Source organism: bacterium (assembly GCA_040755755.1).
In the GTDB taxonomy this organism is placed as follows: Bacteria; SZUA-182; SZUA-182; order DTGQ01; family DTGQ01; genus DTGQ01.
In genome coordinates, this window is sequence record JBFLZW010000002.1 from 103,483 (window position 1) to 123,204 (window position 19,722).

The window sequence follows — 19,722 nt, forward strand, 5'->3', positions numbered from 1 at the left end:
GAAAAACGATCTCCCGCAGAGACGCAGAGGCGCAGAGAACAACCAATCCGACAAGGCCCTGATGAAAGTCGGGATATGCCGATGTGTCAACGGCCTGGAAGCAAGCAAAAAGTAAAAAGGCACAAGGAGGAACTTATTTTACTCTTACTTTTCAATGACATCCTCTGCGTCTCAGCGTCTCTGCGGGAGAATTACTAATTCTTATGTAAGTGCCATTCGATTTAAACGCCATTCAAGATAAAAAGAAGGGAGGCTTTTTGAGCATGTCTGACAGTATTGACTATACAATTTACGGCGATGATATGCAGCTTGTCGAGATTGAATTAGATCCTGCTGAGGGAGTGAGAGCTGAAGCAGGGGCCATGATGTATATGGACGAAGGAATTGAGATGCAGACCTCTACCGGTGGCGGCGTATTTAAAGGACTCAAACGGATGATCACCGGAGAGAGTTTTTTTATCACCAGCTTCCTGAACAGTGGGAGAGGCAAGGCACACGTTGCCTTTGGTGCTCCCTATCCGGGGAAAATAATCCCTCTCGAATTGGATAAACTGGGAGGCAAATTCATTTGCCAGAAAGACGCTTTCCTGTGTGCAGCCCAGGGGATTGAAATTGAAATTGCTTTTACCAAAAAGATCGGTGCAGGGCTCTTTGGCGGCGAGGGGTTTATCCTGCAGCGGCTCGAAGGTGACGGCATGGCTTTTGCTCATGCAGGAGGAACGATTATCAGACGGGAGCTTCGAGAGAACGAGGTACTGCGGGTAGATACCGGCTGTCTGGTAGCCTTTTCCCCCTCGGTGGATTACGATATCCAATTTGTTGGAGGATTCAAGAACGCTCTTTTTGGCGGGGAAGGGATATTCCTGGCCAGGATGACCGGCCCAGGGCTCGTTTACCTGCAAAGCCTTCCCTTTTCACGCCTTGCGGATCGCATTTATGCAGCCTCCCGCTTTCAGCAAAGAGATGAGCGAAAAGGCATTGCCGGTATTGGTGGTGGTGTGTTGGGTGGAATCCTGGGAGGAGACCGCTCTTTTTAGCGTCCTGGCAATAAGGAGTAAAAAGAGGCTGTCGCCGCTCTCTAACGCTCCTACTTAAAGAAGGATTAATATGCAGGTAGTTACTGCCGCGGTTATTGAAAAAGGTGGTAAGCTCCTGATTGCTCGAAGGAGGAAAGGGGACCACCTGGAAAATAAGTGGGAATTTCCTGGAGGCAAATTAGAGCGGGGAGAAACTCCGGAGCAATGCCTGAGAAGAGAGCTGTTCGAAGAGTTTGGCATTGAGACGAGGATCGGAGACTTTATCTGCTCAAGCAGATTTGTGTACAGCCACATCTCCATCGAGTTATTGGCTTACCGGGCAGAGCATCTCTCCGGAGAGTTTACCGTGCATGAACATGAAGAAATACGATGGGTATGGCCACGCGAACTTGAAGCTTATGATTTTGCCGATGCGGATATTCCTATCGTTAAGAAATTGGTGCAGGGTTGCCCATAGGGTGCGGATGGATATTGAGCGGTATGATTTCAAGGATAGGCGATTATACTGCAAAATTCCTTTATTCATATTCCTGGCATTGGAGAAATAACTGAAAGAAATCTGTGGACAAAGGGTCTCATGACCTGGGATGACTTTTTGGATAACCGGCATGGGAGCGGCTTTGGGATTCAGAAAAGAGAGGCAATTTCGAAATACCCGCTCCTCTCCAAAGAGGCTCTTTCCTCTCGAGATTACCGTTTTTTTGAGGATTGCTTCCCCAATAAGGAAAAGTGGCGGTTATTCGATGAATTTAAAGGTCATGTGGCCTACCTGGACATTGAAACCACAGGTTTATCCCCCTGGGAGGGCTCCATAACCGTCATAGGTTTGTACGATGGAGAACAAGCGAAAACCTTCGTTCAGGGAGACAATCTTCAGGCGTTTACTGATGAAATAGAACGATACAAAATGATAGTCACCTTTAATGGGGCGCGGTTTGATATACCATTTATCAAACAATCCCTCAACGCGCGACTGGACCAGATCAATATTGATCTCATGTACCCTTTAAAGCGGCTTGGCTATTCAGGAGGCTTAAAAGCAATTGAGCAAACGCTTGGCATCTTTCGCCCGATTGAGATTGGAAATATAGATGGTCTTGAGGCTGTGAGGCTTTGGTTTGAATATCACAGAAAGGGTAATCAAAGAGCACTGGAAAGGCTCATAAAATATAATCTTGAGGATACAAGAAACCTCAAGGGGTTAATGGAACTGGTTTACGAGAGGCTCAAAGAGTGAACCTTTCCATTTCTTTAATCCTTTGTAAGATGAGCAGGTATGGAAGCATGGGTTTGAGCGATAGAGAATATAAGCGCTCTTTTTTGATTTATGGGAGACGATGGAGCGTCAGCGGAAAGAGTGCGCCAGACTCAGAGGAGAGAATGTTGAGCTTGATCATTGCTTAAGTCAGCATATTACATTATAATTTAAAGATAACAAATGTTTTAACAGGTTTCGTTACCGGACACTTTTTTCAATTCCTGTAATCAACCGCGAATGCACACGAATAGACGCTAATAAATTCTTTTGATTTGCATTCATTATTGAGTCCTCTTTGTTCAGTTCGCGTTCATTCGCGTTCATTTGCGGTTGTTACCTCAAAAGTGTCCGGTAGCGAATAACAGATATTTAATGCCGATAACCAGATTACCGAGTATCGGTATATGACATCTATTTCGCAAGGCAAGAAATGAAGGCTACAGCTATTAAAGAGCAAAGAACAGGGGCATTGATTCCTTCGGAAACGATTTCTGCTGTTATCCGGGCTATCGCTGAGAGCTTCTCCCCCCAGAAAATTATTCTCTTTGGCTCATATGCATCAGGGCATCCAACACCAGACAGTGATCTTGATCTTTTGGTCATTATGGAGAGTGACCTGCCGCGACACAAACGGGCTGTCCCGATTCGGCGGCTTTTTCGTCCGACTCCCTGCGCCATGGATATCCTGGTTTATACGCCGCAGGAGGCGGAATACTGGAATGGGGTAGCTAACCACATTATTACCGAGGTATTCGAAACGGGAAAGGTTGTGTATGAAAGACCAAACAATGAGAGATCGAAACCGTGAGTTGGCCCTGCAATGGCTGAAAAAGGCAGATCACGACCTGATCACGGCCAGACAAACCCTTGCACTGCCGGATGGCCCGACCGATACTCCCTGCTTTCATGCCCAGCAGGCTGTGGAAAAAGCATTAAAGGGCTATACTGACTTTTCATCAGATTGCTTTCCCCAAGATTCATGACCTGATGAGGCTCATAGATATGGTAATCCCCTCATTGCCAGCTTTGGAAGGTTGCCGAGAGTCACTGGCTGAATTGTCGGAGTATGCAGTAGAGATCCGTTATCCAGGAGATTGGTTTGAACCCTTACGGAGTGAAGCAGAAAAAGCTTTTGCAGTTGCTGAGCAGGTTGTGAATATGGCCAGGGAGTATATGGCAGATAAAATGCAAAAATGAACCTGGCTCAACTCAACACCTGCGGGGTTAAGCCCGTGAAATATAGCGTACATCCCGGGTATCAATCTTGATCCTTTCCCCTTCTTTCATATAACTTGGCACCTGGAGCGTCAGGCCGGTCTCGGTCCGGGCCGTTTTGCTCTGGGCTTGAGCCGTCGCTCCCTTGATCACCGGATCGCATTCGACGATGGTTTGCTCCACAACCTGGGGGAGATCGACATTGACCACATTCCCCTTATAGATATGCAGGATAACATCCAGGCCATCCATCAGAAACAGTTTCCGGTCCCCGATAGTTTCCTCCGACAGGCTCACCTGATCATAGGTTTCCTTATCCATAAAGACAAAATCTCTCCCGTCGGCATAGAGAAACTGGCCGCTTCGTCGCTCGAAATCGGGCTGCTCTACCTTGTCACCCCCCCGGAAGGATTTGTCGAATACCTGCCCGGTGAGTAAATTCCTGCACTTGACCTTGACAAACATATTTGCCCCGCGTGCCGAAGGGGTCTGAAAAGCCAGATCAAGGACTTCAAAGGGAGCATCATCTATCTGGAAAATTTCACCTCGCTTCAGGTCATTTACCACTATTACACCCGCCATCCTTCTTTCTCCTCCTTATATCATGTGGCTACCCTTGGTAATCGTAAATTTACAGAGTTTTTTCTTCGGAGTATACTGGTATCCTGACCTTCCGTCAAGAGGTTGGTTGTCGCCAATAAATTTGTTTCCGTTTGACCTGCAAAGTATGGTATTCTACGAGCATTAGGTTATCCAAGGGCCTATTAATGTTACTGGATTCTAGCCTGAAGCTTATGGAGATCGAATTATGATTGTCTCTCGCCTTATCCTCAAGAATTGGCGTAACTTCCAATCAGTAGACGTCCAATTGGGCGATCGGGTTTTTTTGGTTGGCCCGAATGCATCGGGCAAATCGAACCTGCTCGATGTGTTCCGCTTTCTGCGAGATATTGCTACCAGGCAGGGAGGAGGTTTGCAGAAGGCAGTCAAGGACCGGGGTGGAATATCTAAGATACGCTGCCTGGCTGCTCGGAGATTCCCGAATATTGAAATTGAAATCCACCTGGCTGAAGCTGCCGGTAAGGGGCCACTTTGGAAGTACGGCATTGGGATTACCCAGGAAACCAGTGGCTACCGCCAGCCAATTCTGGCCTACGAGCGGGTATGGGAGCGGCAGGAAGGCGACTTGCTCATCCGCCCGGATAATCAGGATAGAAAAGACAAGGTGCGGCTGACTCAGACACACCTGGAGCAAATTAATGCTAATAAGTGCTTTAGAGGCATCGCTGAATTCTTTGAATCCGTTCTCTATCTGCATCTTGTGCCTCAACTGCTCCGCCACCCTGAAGCTTTCTCAGGGCCTGGCATTTCAGGAGACCCCTTTGGCCGGAGTTTTTTGGAACGTGTTGCCTTAATGCCTTCCAAATCCCGTACTTCACGTTTAAAGAAGATTGAGGAGGCTCTCCGCGTTGCAGTTCCACAACTAAAGCAGCTTACCTTTCAAAAAGATGAGCTCGGCATCCCGCATCTTGAGGCAATTTATGAACATTGGAGGCCCAAGGGGGCCAAGCAGCGTGAAGATCTTTTCTCCGATGGTACCTTGCGACTGATCGGCATGCTTTGGTCACTTCTTGAGGGAGATTCATTATTGCTGCTTGAGGAACCGGAGCTATCGTTAAACTCCGGTATTGTCAGCAAACTGCCCGGCCTGATGGCTAAACTGCACAGGGCAAAAAAAAGGCAGATTATTCTCAGTACTCACAGCGCTGATCTGCTTTCGGACAAGGGCATAGGCGGTGAAGAGGTTCTTCTCTTAACTCCTGACCCGGAAGGCACAAAGGTTGAAGAGGCATCCTCTATTCAGGAGATAAAGGACCTGCTTGAAGGAGGATTGAGCATAGCCGAGGCAGCCCTGCCTCGAACAGTACCCCGGGGAATAATTCAACTGGAGCTTTTTAAATGACAGTACCCATCTCCATCGACATTGCCGTCGAAGATTCACTCAGCGAGGCGGTTTTACGAAAAGTCATTGATCAATCAGGACGGCATTGGCAGGTTGGTACCTGCCACCAGAGGGGTGGCTTTGGCTATTTGAAGCAAAAAATAGAAGGATTTAACTCTGCCGCCAAAGGGAAACCTTTTTTGGTGCTCACAGACCTTGACAGGGCAGATTGCCCGATTGCACTCATTCAGGAATGGCTGACGGTTCCCAGACATCCTGACCTGCTGTTTCGAGTGGCAGTAAGGGAGGTTGAATCATGGCTTCTGGCCGACCGCACCGGGTTAGCTCAATTCCTTGGCATACAGGAATCGCTGGTGCCGGGTGATCCTGATACGATTCCGGACCCAAAACAGTGCTTGATTAGCCTCGCAAGAAAGTCGCGATATCGGGCTTTGCGTTCGGATATCGTTCCATTACCCGGAAGTACCGCAAAACAGGGTCGAAATTACAATGGGTGACTAATCTCATTTGTCCAAAAATCCTGGGACCATTGGATAGCCATGCATCACTCACCCAGTCTGTACCGTACAGTAAACGCCATTGCTCAATTTCAACTAAACCAGTAAAATTCATCCTGTCTTCTTCAGTGGCATGACAATTGCTATTTTATACTGCATGAGGTGAATTTTTCTTTCCCATTACCGTGCCCTTAAGGTCGCAGAAAAAAATTTTTGCGTAATCATGCCGGTCAAGTGAAGAAAATTCCCAAGTGGATTGATTCTCAGGACGAAATCATTTATAGTAGGGTTACTTTTTTATGCCCTGTGCAACTCTGCTCTTTGCCAGTACATTTTATACTCCACGAGAAACAGACTTCATCTCGAATAATACTTGAAATGATTTAATATGGACGATAGTAAGAGGAGATTCATTTCTTATGAAAGTGAAGTTGAATTATGTTGTGCTCACCTGCCTTATTCCTTTCCTGTGTACGGCTATAATCGGATGTTCCCAGGCATTGCTGCCGACAGCGGGAAACCATTCCTCTCAGGAAGCTGACACTTCCCAGGGCGAAGAATTTTTCGAAGAAAATAAGGAAAATCATTCTCAAAAAAAATTTTCTCCCTCACGCAGTCAGGAGGAGAATCATGCCCTGGCTGAAAAACAAATAAAAAGCTCGACCGCTTTTCAGCCCCCGGATGTGCGGGAGTCTGATCTCCAGGCAACGGATATCAACCCGGACGATCAAGCTGAAGCTCAAGAAGAAATCGATTCTTCAGAGGATTATCAGGATGCGGAGTCAGAAAATGGTGACGAAACACCCCTGGAAGAGGATGTCGAGGAAAGCTCCCCGCAGGAGAAGCTGGATGCTGCTCTTCAGCTCTGTCAGGAAGCTCAGAAGCAGTGGGAGGGAGGCAATTCGGACGGGGCTATGGAGAGTCTGGATAGTGCCTATGAGTTGCTGACGTCCGTTGATCCTGATAATGATGCTGACCTGTTGCAGCAAAAGGATGATATCCGGTTTCTGATTTCCAAACGGACGGTGGAGATATACGCCTCCCGGCAAAATGTGGTCAATGGGACACACCGTGAAATCCCCCTGGCCATGAACGAGCATGTAAAAAGAGAAGTCAATTCCTTTCTGGGAATCGAGAGAGAACACTTTCTGGAGGCTTTCAGCCGCTCCGGGCTCTATCGCCCCATGATTGTCAAGGAACTGAGTGATGCCGGTCTTCCAACCAAGCTTTCCTGGCTGCCGCTTATTGAAAGCTACTTTAAAGAAAAAGCCTTCTCCCGGGCCCGTGCTCTGGGTTTATGGCAATTCATTCCTTCAACCGGCTGCAAGTTCGGCCTCAAGAGGGATAAATGGGTCGATGAGAGAATGGATCCGCAAAAATCAACCCGGGCGGCCATTGAATATCTCAGGCAACTGCATCAGATGTTTGGCGACTGGACTACGGTCCTGGCCGCTTATAACTGCGGAGAAGGGACGGTCATGCGGGTAATCCGCAATCAACATATTAATTACCTGGATAACTTCTGGGACCTTTATGATCGCCTCCCCCAGGAAACCGCCCGCTATGTTCCCCGGTTCCTGGCTGCCATTCAGATCATCGAAGATCCTAACCGGTTCGGTATCGATTTAGACCCGCCACTTCCCCCCCTTGAATACGAAACAATCACCGTAAAGCGGCAGATCCCCCTGAAAGGCCTGGCCGAGAAACTGGGGATCGGCGAAAAATTATTGACTGACCTGAACCCTGAGCTCCGCTATCAGATAACGCCAGACTACGAGTACCGGTTGAAGATTCCCCTGAATACCAGAGAACAAGTCCTCGCCTGCCTGGAGTCGATTCCTGAAACCCCTCCGCCGGAACCTGAAGATACGCAGATTGAGCGAATCAAGCAAAAAGCCAAGAATACTCTGGCAAAAACTAAACCAAAGCCCGCACCTGAGGCAATTACCGTCCGGCTGAGGAAGGGAGACACCCTCAATAAATTAGCCCGGAAGTACGGGACCACGGTCAAAGCAATTGCGGCAGCTAACCGCATCAAGAGCACCAAGCGGCTTAAGGCTGGCCAGCAGCTTCGCATTCCACTCAAGCCTGACAAGGTACTCTCTCAAAATAATTCCTCTCCTGCTCAGAAAGGGAAGAAGAAGGCTGATGTCAGTCGATACCAGGTCTACTTGGTTAAAAAAGGAGACTACCCAGCAAAGATAGCCAAAAACCATAATCTGGATTTGGCTGAATTTTTAAAGCTCAATAAGCTTTCTTCCAGGAGCACCATTCGCCCTGGTCAGCGTGTCCTGGTTAAGATTGATTAGTGGCTTCACTGCTCTCCTCCCCCCTTGAAGGGGGAGGCTGGGTGGGGGTGATGGTTATTTTCACCTTCCTCATTGATAAAAGGGAAATGGACAATTATCTTTACTGATAACTGAAGACTGATAGCTTCTTTTCATCAGTGCCTTTTGGCATCCTCAAAATACTGCGCATAAGCGCTGTCTGACTCCCATACCCGAACCGAAGATACCCGAGCCGATGATCCCTGGAGCTCCTCGCTGGCCTGCTCGAATATATATTTGGCAATGTTTTCCGAGGAAGGATTATGCTCCTCGAAGGGAGGCAGGGTATTTAAGTTTGTGTGATCAAGGGTCTGCAGGATATCGTGCAGACACTTTTTCAGATGCTTAAAATCCAGGGCCAGCCCCACCTCGTTGACCTGTTCCGCGGTGACATAGAGCTGAACCCTCCAGTTATGCCCGTGCAGTGATTCGCATTTTCCCCTGTAGCCCCGCAACTGATGGGCTGCTGCAAAGCTTGCACTGACCATGAGTTTATACATGCTCTCCTCCATCCGGTTGGTGATTCAATTGCTTCCTATTTTGAATATTGCCGAATGTGCATCTTTCGTTTTGAGCTATTTTATTTTAAAATGTCATTAGCTGAGCGCTATGCACCATAATAAATCCTTCACCCCAACCCTCGCCCCTCATGGGCACATGGCTATCCCTCCAAGGCTAACGGTACGCCTCTCGGCGATGCTTTACCCGACATTCTCTTTGACCCTCCAATCTTGCGGGCACCAACAGGTCTAGGGAGAATGGCACTTACATAAGAATTAGTAATTCTCCCGCAGAGACGCTGAGACGCAGAGGATATCATTGAAAAGTAAAAGTAAAACAAGTTCCTCCTTGTGCCTTTTTACTTTTTGCTTGCTTCCAGGCCGTTGACACATCGATATATCCCGACTTTCATCAGGACCTTGCCGGATTGGTTGTTCTCTGCGTCTCTGCGTCTCTGCGGGAGATATTTTTTTCCCTGTGTGCTTTGTGTCCTCTCTATATTATAAGCTTGGCTTATGTAAGTGCCATTCGGTCTAAGCCGTTTATAGTATATCACAGCTTCATCCCGGTCATCTCTTCGATCTGGGCAATCAGGGCTGGAAGCAGTTCTGCCTCACTGCGTTTATCGACAATTTTACCGTTTCGGAAAACGACCCCGATCTGCCGGCCTCCGGCAATTCCGACATCGGCTTCTTTTGCCTCTCCGGGGCCATTTACCACACAGCCCATAATGGCCACCTTCAGAGTTTGCGAAAGGTGGCCGATTCGCTCCCGGACCTCTGCGGCCAGCTTCTGGATATCGATTTCACAGCGGCCGCAGGCAGGGCAGGAAATAATTTCCGGCCCGCGCTGACGGATCCCCAGAGCGCGCAGGATTTCATAGCCTGCCCGCACCTCAAAAACGGGATCCGCGGTCAGAGACACCCGCATCGTATCCCCGATCCCTTCAGCGAGCAAAATTCCCAATCCGACAGCGGATTTGATTCCGCCGCAGAAGGCATCTCCGGTCTCGGTAATGCCAAGATGGAGAGGATAATCCATTTCTTTGGCGATCAGCCGGTATGCTTCAATCGTGTCCGGTACCGAAGAGGATTTCAAGGATATTTTGATCCGGGAAAATCCCATCTCCTCAAGAAGTTCGACTTTCCGCCGGGCACTTTCCACCATAGCTTCGGCTGGTGCTCCGCCGTATTTCTGATACAGGTCCTTTTCCAGCGACCCGGCATTGACTCCGACGCGGATAACGGTACCGCGGTCGAGGGCCACCCGGATCAGCTCCTGTAAATGGGTGCGTGATCCGATATTGCCCGGATTGATGCGAAGCCCCTCGACGCCGCCTTCCATAGCCATGATAGCCAGCCGGTAATCGAAGTGGACATCGGCAATGACCGGAATCGGGCTGTGCTGAACGATGTAGGGAATCTGCCGTGCAGCATCCCGGTCGGGCACGGCTACCCGGATGATTTCGCAGCCAGCCTGAGCCAGCCGCCTGATCTGGTCCACCGTAGCCTCACGGTTCCGGGTGTCGGTTTTGGTCATGGATTGAACCGAGATGGGGGCACCATCACCGATTTTCACCTCCCGCAGCCAGATGGACCTGGTCGTCTTTCGCTGTATGTTCATGGTTTATGTACCTTTTGTTTGTTTTGCCTATTCATTTCTCCACATTCTCACTCGTCTCCTGTGCTTTTCTCTGTGTTTCTCTGTGCCTCTGTGTCTCTGTGTTGTCCTTTGTATTTCCTCGAAAAGAGCCGATGCCGAAATCGCCCTAGAAGTTTCTCTGAATCTTCCCCCCGTGCAATAAAAAGTAACCGGCGGCTGTCAGTTCCAAGATACTCCAGAACCACCGTAAGGTGGTCTTCGGGCAGAAGATCTTCGATTTTCTCCGCCCATTCCACCAGGGTGACTCCCTGGCCGAAAAAATATTCCTCGTAGCCGAGCTCCTCCAGCTCTTGCGGGCTTGCGAGGCGGTAGACATCGAAGTGATAGACTGGAACGGTCCCCCCGTACTCGTTGATGAGGGTAAAGGTAGGACTGGTCAGGTAGCGGTCCTGCACCTTCAGGCCCCGCAGGATGCCCTGGACCAGGCAGGTTTTGCCTGCTCCCAGATTGCCGGACAGGGCAACGAGCTGGCCGCGGGATGAGGATTCACCCAGTAATTCACCCAGCACTTTTCCCAGGTCATGGGTTTCCTGCGGGCTTAAGGTGAATATGATTAATCTCCTGATTTTCCGATCTTCCCTGTTCATCAATAATCGTATCACTCAAGGCGGAAGCTGAAGGGGATAATCCCCCATTCCAGATCGCCCCTTCCTTTGCTCACCGGCTCAAACCGATACTTGCGTAAATACTCCGTAGCCACTACATCCAGCCGGGGGTCCAGTTTCTGCATCGGCACCACCCGGACGACAGACCCCTGGCTGTCTACCCAGAATTTCAGCCGAATCCGGCCCTGTGTCTGGCCCTGATAGCCTTCCGGATAGCGTGGAGGATAGGGTGGTTTATACAGGATGCGGCGGGGCTTTCCCGACCATTCAATATCAGCGCTGGCTGAAGAGAAGAGGGTCTCTTTGGCCACTTCTTCCGCTGCCTCCTCATCGCCAAAGTCCACTTCCTCCGGCACTGGCTTTGGCAGGCTCTCTTCCTTTTTGACCGCATCCTCAACCGGTTTTGGCGGCGGCTGGGGCGCTGCTGCCGGGAGCTGTTTGGGCTGGCTGGCCATCTCATCTGCCAGGGTCTGATCGATCACTTCATCCTCCAGGGTTTTGTCTGCATGGGGCAGGGGGGGCGATTCTTTCCGCTGCGGCCGGGGTGGGGGCGCAAAGGAAGGCATCTGAACATCCCGGACAGCTTTCATCCGCTCCAGGAGCTTCGGGTCAATTTCAGGGGCAGGAACATCCCCCTGAGCCTGCGGTCGGGCTTTTTTCTTCTGAACCGGCGAGAGTGCGGTCTGAATGAGATGGACCTGAGTACAGGGTGATCCGCCGATCCGCTCTTCCGGGCTTATCGGCCTGAATTTCGGTATCAGATAGATAAGGAGTGCATGCATCAGGAGAGAGACAGCTATAAATGTGGGTAAGCTTCTATTCTCCATCATAGGGACCAGTTATTCGTCGTCAAAGGTATTTATTATTATCATCATTTTTCATCCTCCGGCCTGGTGGCGATAGCCAGGGTTTCAATGCCCGACTTTTTGGCTATGTCCATAACCGAAACAACCAGTCCGTGGGGGACAACCTCATCTGCCTTGACGATCAGGACGGACTTGCTTCCCTGACTTCGGGCCTTGATCAGCCGGTCGGGCAACTCGGCCAGAGAAACCATATCTTCGTTCAGGTAAATTTTTTTCTCCCTGGTGATGGTGGCCACCAGTTCCTTTTCCTGTTGCAGGTCCTTGGTGCTGGCCTTGGGGAGCCTGACATCGATGCCGGTCTGGGCCATAAAGGAAGTGGTAATCATAAAGAAGATTACCAGCTGCAAAGTCACATCGATCAGGGGAGTGAGATTGATATCCAGTTTGGATCCACCGTCGTAGTCATTCGAAAAATTCATTGTTCTTCCCCTTTCACCTCAAGGCATCCCGGTGGGCAAAGCTTTTTGGGCTCTCTTCTTTTTTCAGAATATCAAGAAGCTCCATGGAGGTATTTTCCATATCCGAGATGTATCCGTGGGCTTTCTTGGAGAAGTAGTTATGGGCAACCAGCGCAGGGATGCCAATGATCAGACCCGCGGCAGTGGTAATCAACGCCTCGCCGACTCCGCCAGCCAGGTCTTTGGGATGGCCGACTCCGATGGTTGCCACTACCTCAAATGCCTTGATCATTCCGGTTACGGTCCCCAAAAGTCCGAGCAGCGGAGCGACCGTGGCCACGGTGGACAGGGGAGCGAGGTGTTTTTGCAATTTTGTCGATTCCCTTTTGCCCGCATGCTCGATGGCCTCCTTAATCTCATCGCGTGAGGCATGGATCTTTATGATTCCTGCCTCGATAATTTTCGAGATGGCAAAGGAACTGTTGCCGCAAATGGCAATAGCCTCATTCATCTTGCCCTCATGGAGCAGTTTTTTTATTTTGCTGACAAACTCAGGGGGATGGATCCTCGACTCCCGCAGACTATAAAGCCGTTCAAGTACAATAGCCAAACCCAGCACCGAGCAGAAGAGGATAGGAACCATTACCCATCCTCCCTTAATAATATAGTCAATCATGCCTTCCTCCTTGGTTTATATCATATATGGTAAAAATATGCTATTTCTTTTTCTTCTTCGATGCAGAGAGCACGCTGATCCTTCGGATGGCTTCCTTCTGTAATTCAGCATCCCGGGCACCCTTGACTACCTTCTGATAGGCACTCTTTGCCTGTTCGCTGTTTCCCTGCCGCTCATAGAGCTCCCCTACCCGGTAGTAAACCTTGATTTTCCACTCTTCCTCGTCAGGATAGAGGTAGGGGATTTTCAGGTAATCGGCGATGGCCTGTGAATAATTTCTCAACTGGGTTTTCGCCTCTCCGAGATGGAACAGGGAATTAAGCCTCATTTCCTTGTTCGGGGATTTGGCAGAATCACTGAAGGCGCGTGCTGCATCCTCGTAGTGGGCTTCGCTGAAAAAGGCCTGGCCGAGTTTGAACTGGACCTCGTGAAAGAAGGGGCCTTCGGGAAATTTCTCAGCCAACCGAAGGTAATTCTCCCTGGCTTCAGCCTGATTTCCCAGTTTCTCATTGGATGCTCCCCGGTAGTACAGTGCCTCATGGAGGAGAACCTCGGGTTTTTCAAATTTCAAAACAGCATCGCACTCTGCAATGGTTTTTTGAAACTGGTCCAGAGCAAAGTATGCCCTGGCCAGGCCAAGGTGAATATCCATTGCCCGTGTGGTTTGCGGAGACATCTCGATGAGTTTGATAAATTCCTCAATAGCCCGCTCATGCTCACCCGCCTGGAGATGGATTGAGGCAACCTTGTACATGGCCTCATCCAGCAGTTTTCCTTTGGGGAACTTCTGGACCAGAGTCTGGTAATTTTGAATGGCTTCCGGAAGATTTCCCCGGGTGAAAAGCGTTTCGCCAATCTGGAACTGCAGTTGCTCACTGATCGGGTTATCTTTATATTTCTCGATGAAATTCTTGGATGTGTCCAAATACTGATCAATCATTCCCAGCCGGTCGTAGCAGAGGATCGTCCCGTATTCAGCCTCGATTCCCACCGAAGTATTGCCAAGTTTTGCACTCAGCTCCTGATAGCGCGAAAGGGCCGGTGCATATTGTCCGAGGTTATAGAGGCAATCGGCTATTCTGATCTGCGCCTGCTCGATAAAACGGCTCTTTGGGTAATCCCGCAGAAGGATCTGAAATTCCTTCATGGCCTCCTGGAATTTACTGTCCTGGAAAAAGGTCAGCCCGATGTAATACTGCGTCTGGTCCCGTAAATCGCTCTGAGGAAACTTGGTGAGCATCCGGCGGAATTGCCTGATCGCTTCCTTCGTCTCGCCCATCCGGGAATAGGTCAGGGCATAGCGGAAAGCGGCTGTATCGATGAGCGATGATGTGGGGAATCTGGCCATCAGTTCTTCGAGGCATTTCTGGGACTTGGCATATTCTTTCAGGTTATGCAGACATTCAGCCTGGCGGAAAAGGGCATCCGGTACAAGCTGGCTGTCCGGGAAACTCGTGGCCATCCGGGAAAACTCTCTGGCCGCCTGGGTCCAGTCTTCCAGCCGGTAATAGGCCCAGCCGATCCCATGCTGTGCCGGGGCGCTCCATTTGCCTTCCGGATACTCGTCCAGGAGCTGTGAATAACTGCGAATGGCCGCCTGGTAATTCCCCTGGCGGAAATAGGATTCCCCGATCCAGTAAATCGCCTGATCGGCCAGACTGGTGCCCGGATATTCATTGAGTAATTTTTGCAGGTCCACAATAGCCCTGGCATACTGCTCAAGGAGAATGGAACAGGTTCCTGACCGGAAATAGGCAGTTTCCGTGTACTCGTTCGAAGCCGCAGGCGGAGTTAATTTGTTATACCAGGTTGCGGCTTCCGCGTACTGCTTTTGATTATAACAGGTTTCGGCCAGCATGAAAATCCCGGAGATCCGCAGGGGCTCTTCGATCCCCTGACGGTCCAGCAGGGTTTTGAGCTTCCCGGAAGCTGCCTGGTACTCCCCGGTCTTAAACAGGGACCAGGCAACCCCGAAGAGTGCCTGATTGTAAACGGGAGACGTGGGATAGTCGGCCAAAAGCTGCTCGTAGGCTTTTTGTGCCTGCGGGTAATCTTCCAGCATGAAGTAACATCGCCCCTGGCGAAACAGGACCTGAGAGATCAGGCTGCTGTTCGGGTATTTTTCCCGCAGAACCTTGAGCCGGTCAAGAGAATCCTGAAACCGGGAGGTCTTGAAGCTGATCCAGGCCAGGCCATACAGGGCAGATTCCGCCAGGCTGTGGGAGGGATATTTGGAAAGAAATTCCGTATAGAGCTTTTCACTGGTTTCAAATTCATTGAGGTTGAAAAAACACTCCGCCTGCCAGAAGATGCATTGAGAGAGAAAAGGGCTCTGGGGAAATTCCCGGATCAACTGCTGATAGTTGCGGGCAGAATCCCGGTATTTTCCGAGGTGATAGAGATCTGCGGCCAGAAGATAATAGGCTTTTTCCCGCAGGGGGCTTAACCCGAACAGATTGATTACGGATTGAAGATGCTGGCTGGATGCCTGGAACTCTCCCCTTTGAGCGTAAATCCACCCCAGGGAGTAAAAAGCATAGTCAGCATACTGCGACTGGACGGAGCGGGCAATGACCCGCTGATAGGAGGAAATGGCCTTATCCATCTCTTTCAGGTTAAAGTAGGATTCTCCTGCCCAGTAAGCCGCCATCCCTTTGTAAGGGCTGTTCGGGTATTTTTTAATCAGCTTTTCAAAGGCTGATGCGGCCTGCCGGTAATTCCCCCGGGAATATTCATGCTTTCCGTACTCATAATAGCCATTGTCCCGCAGGACAGTCCGGGAAAAGGCTCCGCCGCACGGCATACCAAAGAGGCAGCCAAACTTGGGCTTGATCGCGGGTTTCATTTTTTCTTCCGCACCGATGACCGGCGCGATACCTGCCTTGGCCGCTTCGCTGGGAACATCCTTGACTCCCAGGGCCGACATGGCCGGCATCTGCAAGCTGGTTTTATCCTCTTTGAATTTTAATTGATAATCCCCCGTGACCACCACTTCCGGCAGGGTAATCCCCGGTTTGGTCTCACCATCGGTAGCTCGAACCAATGAGGGGTGAATCCAGCAGATTATCGCCCAGCATGATACCAAAATCCAGAACCTTACCGATAAGCTTTTCTGTGCGGGGCACAGCCCCTGGTGTGTTATCCGCTTCAAGGGTTACTCATCCTCCCTTCACAAAGACAATGACTGTCTGAAGAAAACAAGCAAGCGATATAAGTTTAAGGACTTCCTTTGATTTGAGACCGCAATTTTTCAATCCTCTGGAGGGCGGTGGGCCTGAGCTGATTTTCACTTTTACTCTTGGCCACCTTCTCGTAAAGCTCCAATGCCTTGTTAAGCTCTCCGCGATGCTCGTAAATTCCCGCTGCCCTCATTTGCGCCATAACCGCCCAATGTGCGATCCCATCATATTGCCGGGGAATCTGCAATAAAATTTGAACAGCCTTATCGTAATTTTTCTGGCTCGCCCAGGACTCTCCCAGCCAGTAAAGGGCCTCCGCGGCCACATTCCGGTCGGCTGATCCTGAGGCGCTTTCGTAAGCCCTGACAGCCTGAGGAAACTGCCGGGACTGATAGGAAATGGCCCCCAGTTGAAGCCACGCACTGTCAGCGATCGGATTACTTTTAAATTCTCTGACAATGCGGTTCAACTGCTGCCCGGCCAGATCCTGCTTTCCCAGTTTCTGATTGCTGAGGGCAAGATAATACCAGGCTTCAGGCAAGTACATGCTTTTCCCATAGCTGTGGATAAATGCCTCCAGTCTGCCGGCGGCCAGGGAATATTTTTCCAGCTTAAACTCCATGAATCCGCTTTGAAAGGCTGCCGTTTCCGCCAAATCATCCTTCGGATATTTCTCCAGAAACTGCTGGTACATCTCCAGGGCTTTTGGAAACTGCTGAGCCTGGTAAAATGACAGCCCCGCTCCATACAGGGCCAGCCGGATATCGGGGGAATCGGGATAATCATGCACAACTTTCTGGTAATTCTGAGCCGCCTTACCGTAATTCCCCGATCGATATTCAACATCCGCCATATTCAACCAGGCTTTGGCAACTTGTTGTTTATTTTGTGGATACCTGGTAGTCAATTCCTGAAAGGCTTTCAATGCCTGCCCCTCATCCTGCAATTTCAGATAAGCCGACCCCAGGCCATAGGCTGCATCGGCAGCATGGCTGTGATTCGGGTAATTGTTGAGGAATTGCCGGTAAGATTGGCTTGCCTCCTTCCATTTTCCAGCCTGACTGTTCGACTCCGCTGACCAGAACAGGGCATCGCCAGCCAGCCTGCTGCCGGGACACTGGCCGAGCAGCTTCTGGTAAAAGCTGTCCGCCTTCTCATAATCTTTTTTGAAAAAATACAGTTGGCCCAGCCGGTACAGGGCTTTGTCCAGCAGGTCGCTCTTGTCTGGATACTGATCGAGCAGTTTTTGATACCAGGTGAGAGACTGTTCGTAATTTTTTTGCTTGAAATACGACTCTGCAATCCGAAACTGAGCATAGGGAACCTTGGGCGAGTTGGGATACAGCCGCAGCAATTGGGAAAACTGGTCAATAGCCAAATCATGGAACCCATCCTTATACGCGCCAAGGGCAACCGCATACAGACTATTCTCATCAGTGCCCTGAGCAGAGGATATCCGTGCGGATTGAAGAAACACCATACCAGCCAGCAGCACAGAGCACACAGATACGAGGAGAGCTTTCTGATCGGTCATAAGCAGTATACCTGGTACTGTGCCGGGCACTCCATTGGGTGATAACCTGGGCATAATAACTTTAAGTTTATGTATTTCCATCGGTAAAGAACTATGCTCCTCAGTTTAACATACTTTGCTGAGAAATTCAATTTTATCAGGCAGCAGTGATAGAACCGACATTCCGCTCTGATACAATTCTCAACTACTGGGGAAAGAAGATAAGATAAAATGGGCGAGAGCAATTAAGAACCGCTCTAACATGAGAGAGCCCGCTCTACCTGAGGAGCGGAGAAATTGTTTCTATGGACCATTGCTGCAGCAGGGTCCCTTCGCAAATCTGGAGATCGATAAAGGCTTCGATCTGATCGATAATAGCCGTGACCTCGCGGACCCGGGCTTCGGTGAGATCCCGCTGGGCCTGAAAGACCAGCAGGTTTGTGGACCTGCCTACCCGGAATTTTTCCTGTTCGACCTTCAGTTTTTCTTCCTGTTTGCTGCGATTGGCCTGCAGGGCGAAAATCTGTTCCCGGCAGCGCTCGATTTCCCCAATTGCCTTGCGGACCTCGACCTGGATAATCTGTTTCAAGTTCTCGATGCTTTCCAGGTATTTGAGGCGGCTTAAGCCGGCCCTGCGGGACTGAGCTTTGGCCTGGGTATTTTCAAGGGGCCGTGACAGGTTCAGACCGACAATATAGTCGGAGTCATCGAATTCACTGATGGATTGAGGAAATTCCGGGCCGGAGGCCATGTTTTTCAGGGTGATGAAAAAATCCAGCCGGGGAAGGAGCCCGTTTCGGGTCCGCACCACTTCAAGATCCCCTTTCTGGAGATTGAGATAGGCCTGTGCAAGGTCGGGCCGAGACCGGAATGCCGTGGCCACGTGCTCCTGAACATTGCCGGTTTCCCGGTCAATGGGAGCGGGAGGTGTGGTGAGGCTGACCTTCCGGTCCCAGAGGGTATCAACATCAGGGTTGAGGAGGCGGAGAAAATCGAGGGTCCGCTGGGAGAGTGCGCTTTTGGCATCGATGACCTTTCCCTTTTCGGCAGCCACTTCGGCCTGGGCAAAGATAAGCTCTGATTCGGCCTGTTTTCCCAGTCTGATCCTCTCCTGGGTTTCATCCATCTGTCGCTCGGATAATTCCAGAGATTTTTCCCGGATATTCAGGGTCTCTTTGGCCAGCACCAGATCCCAGTAATTTTTCTGAACCCTGGCCACCAGTTCGATGATGTATTGTTGCAGCTCATAGGCGGAAATCTGCTGATCGAATTCCGCCTGACGGACGAGTGAGAGATTGACCTTTCTCCCCACCCCCTGGAGAAGAGGCTGGGTCAGAGTCATGCTGGCGGAGGTGGAATAGCGGGTGGATGATGTCGATGATTTTTCGTTGGGTGAATCCGTTTTCCTGATCAACTGATTTTTTTCTTCATCGGAATATTGGCTTCCCAGGTCGAATTCCAGCTTGGTGCCGGTCGAAAAGAGTTTGGAAAATCCCAGAACTCCTCCATACGATTGCGTCTCCTTATCGAGGGTCGCCTTCTGTACATCGCCAAAGTACTCATCATAGTATTGCTCGAATATGTCATCCGGCATATTGGGGTATTCATCGCGGACATTTTTGCGGATATCCTTCCGGTTGAGGCTGGTTTCATCCGTGGTTTGTTCAGCCTGCAGTTTAATGAACGGCGAAAAGTCAAACGGGGCTTTCCGTTCTTCGACCGCGGTCTCGGCAATCTTGGGATTGACGATCTGGACCTTGAGGTCCCGGTTGCGGTTTAAAGCCAGTAAGATTGCATCTTCCAGCGTGAAAGACAACTCCTGCGGGCCGGAGGGTCCCGGTTCTTCGGCTGGTATATCCTCCTCCGATTCCGAAGGCTCCCGGTCAGGTTCCGAAAGCTCCCGGGTTGTCCGTGGAGGCTCTTGTGCCCTGGCCTCCGGAATGAAAAAGACTGGCAGCAGGGATAGAAGTAACCAGATAACAAGCGGGCTGATCTTCATAGGTTCTCCTTTGCGTGGATACAGGG

At 50.3% G+C, this 19,722-nt stretch carries 19 protein-coding genes; 9 read left to right on the forward strand and 10 right to left on the reverse strand.

From position 1 onward, the window contains the following. Positions 1-263 precede the first annotated feature (263 nt). The 6 genes from AB1611_01715 to AB1611_01740 all read left to right on the forward strand — a co-directional run bounded on the left by AB1611_01715 (position 264) and on the right by AB1611_01740 (position 3,492). Positions 264-1,037: a TIGR00266 family protein gene (locus AB1611_01715; GenBank protein ID MEW6378303.1), complete on the forward strand. Its 774-nt coding sequence runs from the start codon at positions 264-266 to the stop codon at positions 1,035-1,037. Positions 1,038-1,107: 70 nt separating this feature from the next. Then, positions 1,108-1,494, forward strand: coding sequence for an 8-oxo-dGTP diphosphatase MutT (gene mutT / locus AB1611_01720; protein ID MEW6378304.1), 387 nt, complete (start codon positions 1,108-1,110; stop codon positions 1,492-1,494). Positions 1,495-1,797: 303 nt separating this feature from the next. Beyond that, positions 1,798-2,274 carry a ribonuclease H-like domain-containing protein gene (locus AB1611_01725; GenBank protein MEW6378305.1) on the forward strand — a complete coding sequence of 159 codons (477 nt, stop codon included), beginning with the start codon at positions 1,798-1,800 and terminating at the stop codon, positions 2,272-2,274. A 451-nt stretch (positions 2,275-2,725) separates the two neighbouring features. Further along, on the forward strand, positions 2,726-3,103 hold the full coding sequence (locus AB1611_01730) for a nucleotidyltransferase domain-containing protein (GenBank protein ID MEW6378306.1): 378 nt from the start codon (positions 2,726-2,728) through the stop codon (positions 3,101-3,103). Beyond that, positions 3,069-3,278, forward strand: a complete 210-nt coding sequence (locus AB1611_01735) for a HEPN domain-containing protein (protein MEW6378307.1) — start codon at positions 3,069-3,071, stop codon at positions 3,276-3,278. The genes AB1611_01730 and AB1611_01735 overlap by 35 nt, the downstream gene beginning before the upstream one ends. A 4-nt stretch (positions 3,279-3,282) precedes the next feature. Next, positions 3,283-3,492: a HEPN domain-containing protein gene (locus AB1611_01740; GenBank protein ID MEW6378308.1), complete on the forward strand. Its 210-nt coding sequence runs from the start codon at positions 3,283-3,285 to the stop codon at positions 3,490-3,492. A 27-nt stretch (positions 3,493-3,519) separates the two neighbouring features. Here AB1611_01740 and efp read toward each other — a convergent pair whose 3' ends face one another. Further along, on the reverse strand, positions 3,520-4,092 hold the full coding sequence (gene efp / locus AB1611_01745; GenBank protein ID MEW6378309.1) for an elongation factor P: 573 nt from the start codon (positions 4,090-4,092) through the stop codon (positions 3,520-3,522). Between the two features lie 226 nt (positions 4,093-4,318). Between efp and AB1611_01750 the strand changes: the two genes are divergently transcribed. From AB1611_01750 to AB1611_01760, 3 genes are all read left to right on the forward strand, one after another. Next, positions 4,319-5,473: an AAA family ATPase gene (locus tag AB1611_01750; GenBank protein MEW6378310.1), complete on the forward strand. Its 1,155-nt coding sequence runs from the start codon at positions 4,319-4,321 to the stop codon at positions 5,471-5,473. After that, positions 5,470-5,970 carry a hypothetical protein gene (locus tag AB1611_01755; GenBank protein ID MEW6378311.1) on the forward strand — a complete coding sequence of 167 codons (501 nt, stop codon included), beginning with the start codon at positions 5,470-5,472 and terminating at the stop codon, positions 5,968-5,970. The genes AB1611_01750 and AB1611_01755 overlap by 4 nt, the downstream gene beginning before the upstream one ends. A gap of 419 nt (positions 5,971-6,389) precedes the next feature. Then, positions 6,390-8,279 (forward strand): LysM peptidoglycan-binding domain-containing protein, encoded by a 1,890-nt coding sequence (locus AB1611_01760; GenBank protein ID MEW6378312.1) that lies wholly within the window; start codon positions 6,390-6,392, stop codon positions 8,277-8,279. A 134-nt stretch (positions 8,280-8,413) separates the two neighbouring features. Here AB1611_01760 and queD read toward each other — a convergent pair whose 3' ends face one another. The 9 genes from queD to AB1611_01805 form a co-directional block, all read right to left on the reverse strand. Beyond that, positions 8,414-8,797: a 6-carboxytetrahydropterin synthase QueD gene (queD, locus tag AB1611_01765; GenBank protein ID MEW6378313.1), complete on the reverse strand. Its 384-nt coding sequence runs from the start codon at positions 8,795-8,797 to the stop codon at positions 8,414-8,416. A 553-nt stretch (positions 8,798-9,350) separates the two neighbouring features. Then, the gene (gene ispG / locus AB1611_01770) at positions 9,351-10,421 is read right to left on the reverse strand and encodes a flavodoxin-dependent (E)-4-hydroxy-3-methylbut-2-enyl-diphosphate synthase (protein ID MEW6378314.1); all 1,071 of its coding nucleotides are present in this window, start codon (positions 10,419-10,421) and stop codon (positions 9,351-9,353) included. Positions 10,422-10,468: 47 nt separating this feature from the next. After that, a complete protein-coding gene (tsaE, locus tag AB1611_01775) occupies positions 10,469-11,047 on the reverse strand; it encodes a tRNA (adenosine(37)-N6)-threonylcarbamoyltransferase complex ATPase subunit type 1 TsaE (protein ID MEW6378315.1) in 579 nt (192 codons plus the stop codon). Between the two features lie 11 nt (positions 11,048-11,058). Continuing rightward, entirely contained in the window at positions 11,059-11,895 is an 837-nt protein-coding gene (locus AB1611_01780; protein MEW6378316.1) for an energy transducer TonB, read from the reverse strand. A 41-nt stretch (positions 11,896-11,936) separates the two neighbouring features. Continuing rightward, entirely contained in the window at positions 11,937-12,350 is a 414-nt protein-coding gene (locus tag AB1611_01785) for a biopolymer transporter ExbD (protein ID MEW6378317.1), read from the reverse strand. Positions 12,351-12,363: 13 nt separating this feature from the next. Next, a complete protein-coding gene (locus AB1611_01790) occupies positions 12,364-13,005 on the reverse strand; it encodes a MotA/TolQ/ExbB proton channel family protein (GenBank protein MEW6378318.1) in 642 nt (213 codons plus the stop codon). Between the two features lie 40 nt (positions 13,006-13,045). Then, positions 13,046-16,048, reverse strand: coding sequence for a tetratricopeptide repeat protein (locus AB1611_01795; protein MEW6378319.1), 3,003 nt, complete (start codon positions 16,046-16,048; stop codon positions 13,046-13,048). A 173-nt stretch (positions 16,049-16,221) separates the two neighbouring features. Beyond that, entirely contained in the window at positions 16,222-17,772 is a 1,551-nt protein-coding gene (locus AB1611_01800) for a tetratricopeptide repeat protein (protein ID MEW6378320.1), read from the reverse strand. A gap of 202 nt (positions 17,773-17,974) precedes the next feature. Beyond that, on the reverse strand, positions 17,975-19,696 hold the full coding sequence (locus tag AB1611_01805; GenBank protein MEW6378321.1) for a TolC family protein: 1,722 nt from the start codon (positions 19,694-19,696) through the stop codon (positions 17,975-17,977). Positions 19,697-19,722 lie beyond the last annotated feature (26 nt).

Coding starts and splice junctions, on each gene's coding strand:
- AB1611_01715 (MEW6378303.1), top strand. CDS start 264: ATGTCTGACAGTATTGACTATACAATTTACGGCGATGATATGCAGCTT.
- mutT (MEW6378304.1), top strand. CDS start 1,108: ATGCAGGTAGTTACTGCCGCGGTTATTGAAAAAGGTGGTAAGCTCCTG.
- AB1611_01730 (MEW6378306.1), top strand. CDS start 2,726: ATGAAGGCTACAGCTATTAAAGAGCAAAGAACAGGGGCATTGATTCCT.
- AB1611_01735 (MEW6378307.1), top strand. CDS start 3,069: ATGAAAGACCAAACAATGAGAGATCGAAACCGTGAGTTGGCCCTGCAA.
- AB1611_01740 (MEW6378308.1), top strand. CDS start 3,283: ATGAGGCTCATAGATATGGTAATCCCCTCATTGCCAGCTTTGGAAGGT.
- efp (MEW6378309.1), bottom strand. CDS start 4,092: ATGGCGGGTGTAATAGTGGTAAATGACCTGAAGCGAGGTGAAATTTTC.
- AB1611_01750 (MEW6378310.1), top strand. CDS start 4,319: ATGATTGTCTCTCGCCTTATCCTCAAGAATTGGCGTAACTTCCAATCA.
- AB1611_01755 (MEW6378311.1), top strand. CDS start 5,470: ATGACAGTACCCATCTCCATCGACATTGCCGTCGAAGATTCACTCAGC.
- AB1611_01760 (MEW6378312.1), top strand. CDS start 6,390: ATGAAAGTGAAGTTGAATTATGTTGTGCTCACCTGCCTTATTCCTTTC.
- queD (MEW6378313.1), bottom strand. CDS start 8,797: ATGTATAAACTCATGGTCAGTGCAAGCTTTGCAGCAGCCCATCAGTTG.
- ispG (MEW6378314.1), bottom strand. CDS start 10,421: ATGAACATACAGCGAAAGACGACCAGGTCCATCTGGCTGCGGGAGGTG.
- tsaE (MEW6378315.1), bottom strand. CDS start 11,047: ATGAACAGGGAAGATCGGAAAATCAGGAGATTAATCATATTCACCTTA.
- AB1611_01780 (MEW6378316.1), bottom strand. CDS start 11,895: ATGATGGAGAATAGAAGCTTACCCACATTTATAGCTGTCTCTCTCCTG.
- AB1611_01785 (MEW6378317.1), bottom strand. CDS start 12,350: ATGAATTTTTCGAATGACTACGACGGTGGATCCAAACTGGATATCAAT.
- AB1611_01790 (MEW6378318.1), bottom strand. CDS start 13,005: ATGATTGACTATATTATTAAGGGAGGATGGGTAATGGTTCCTATCCTC.
- AB1611_01800 (MEW6378320.1), bottom strand. CDS start 17,772: ATGCCCAGGTTATCACCCAATGGAGTGCCCGGCACAGTACCAGGTATA.
- AB1611_01805 (MEW6378321.1), bottom strand. CDS start 19,696: ATGAAGATCAGCCCGCTTGTTATCTGGTTACTTCTATCCCTGCTGCCA.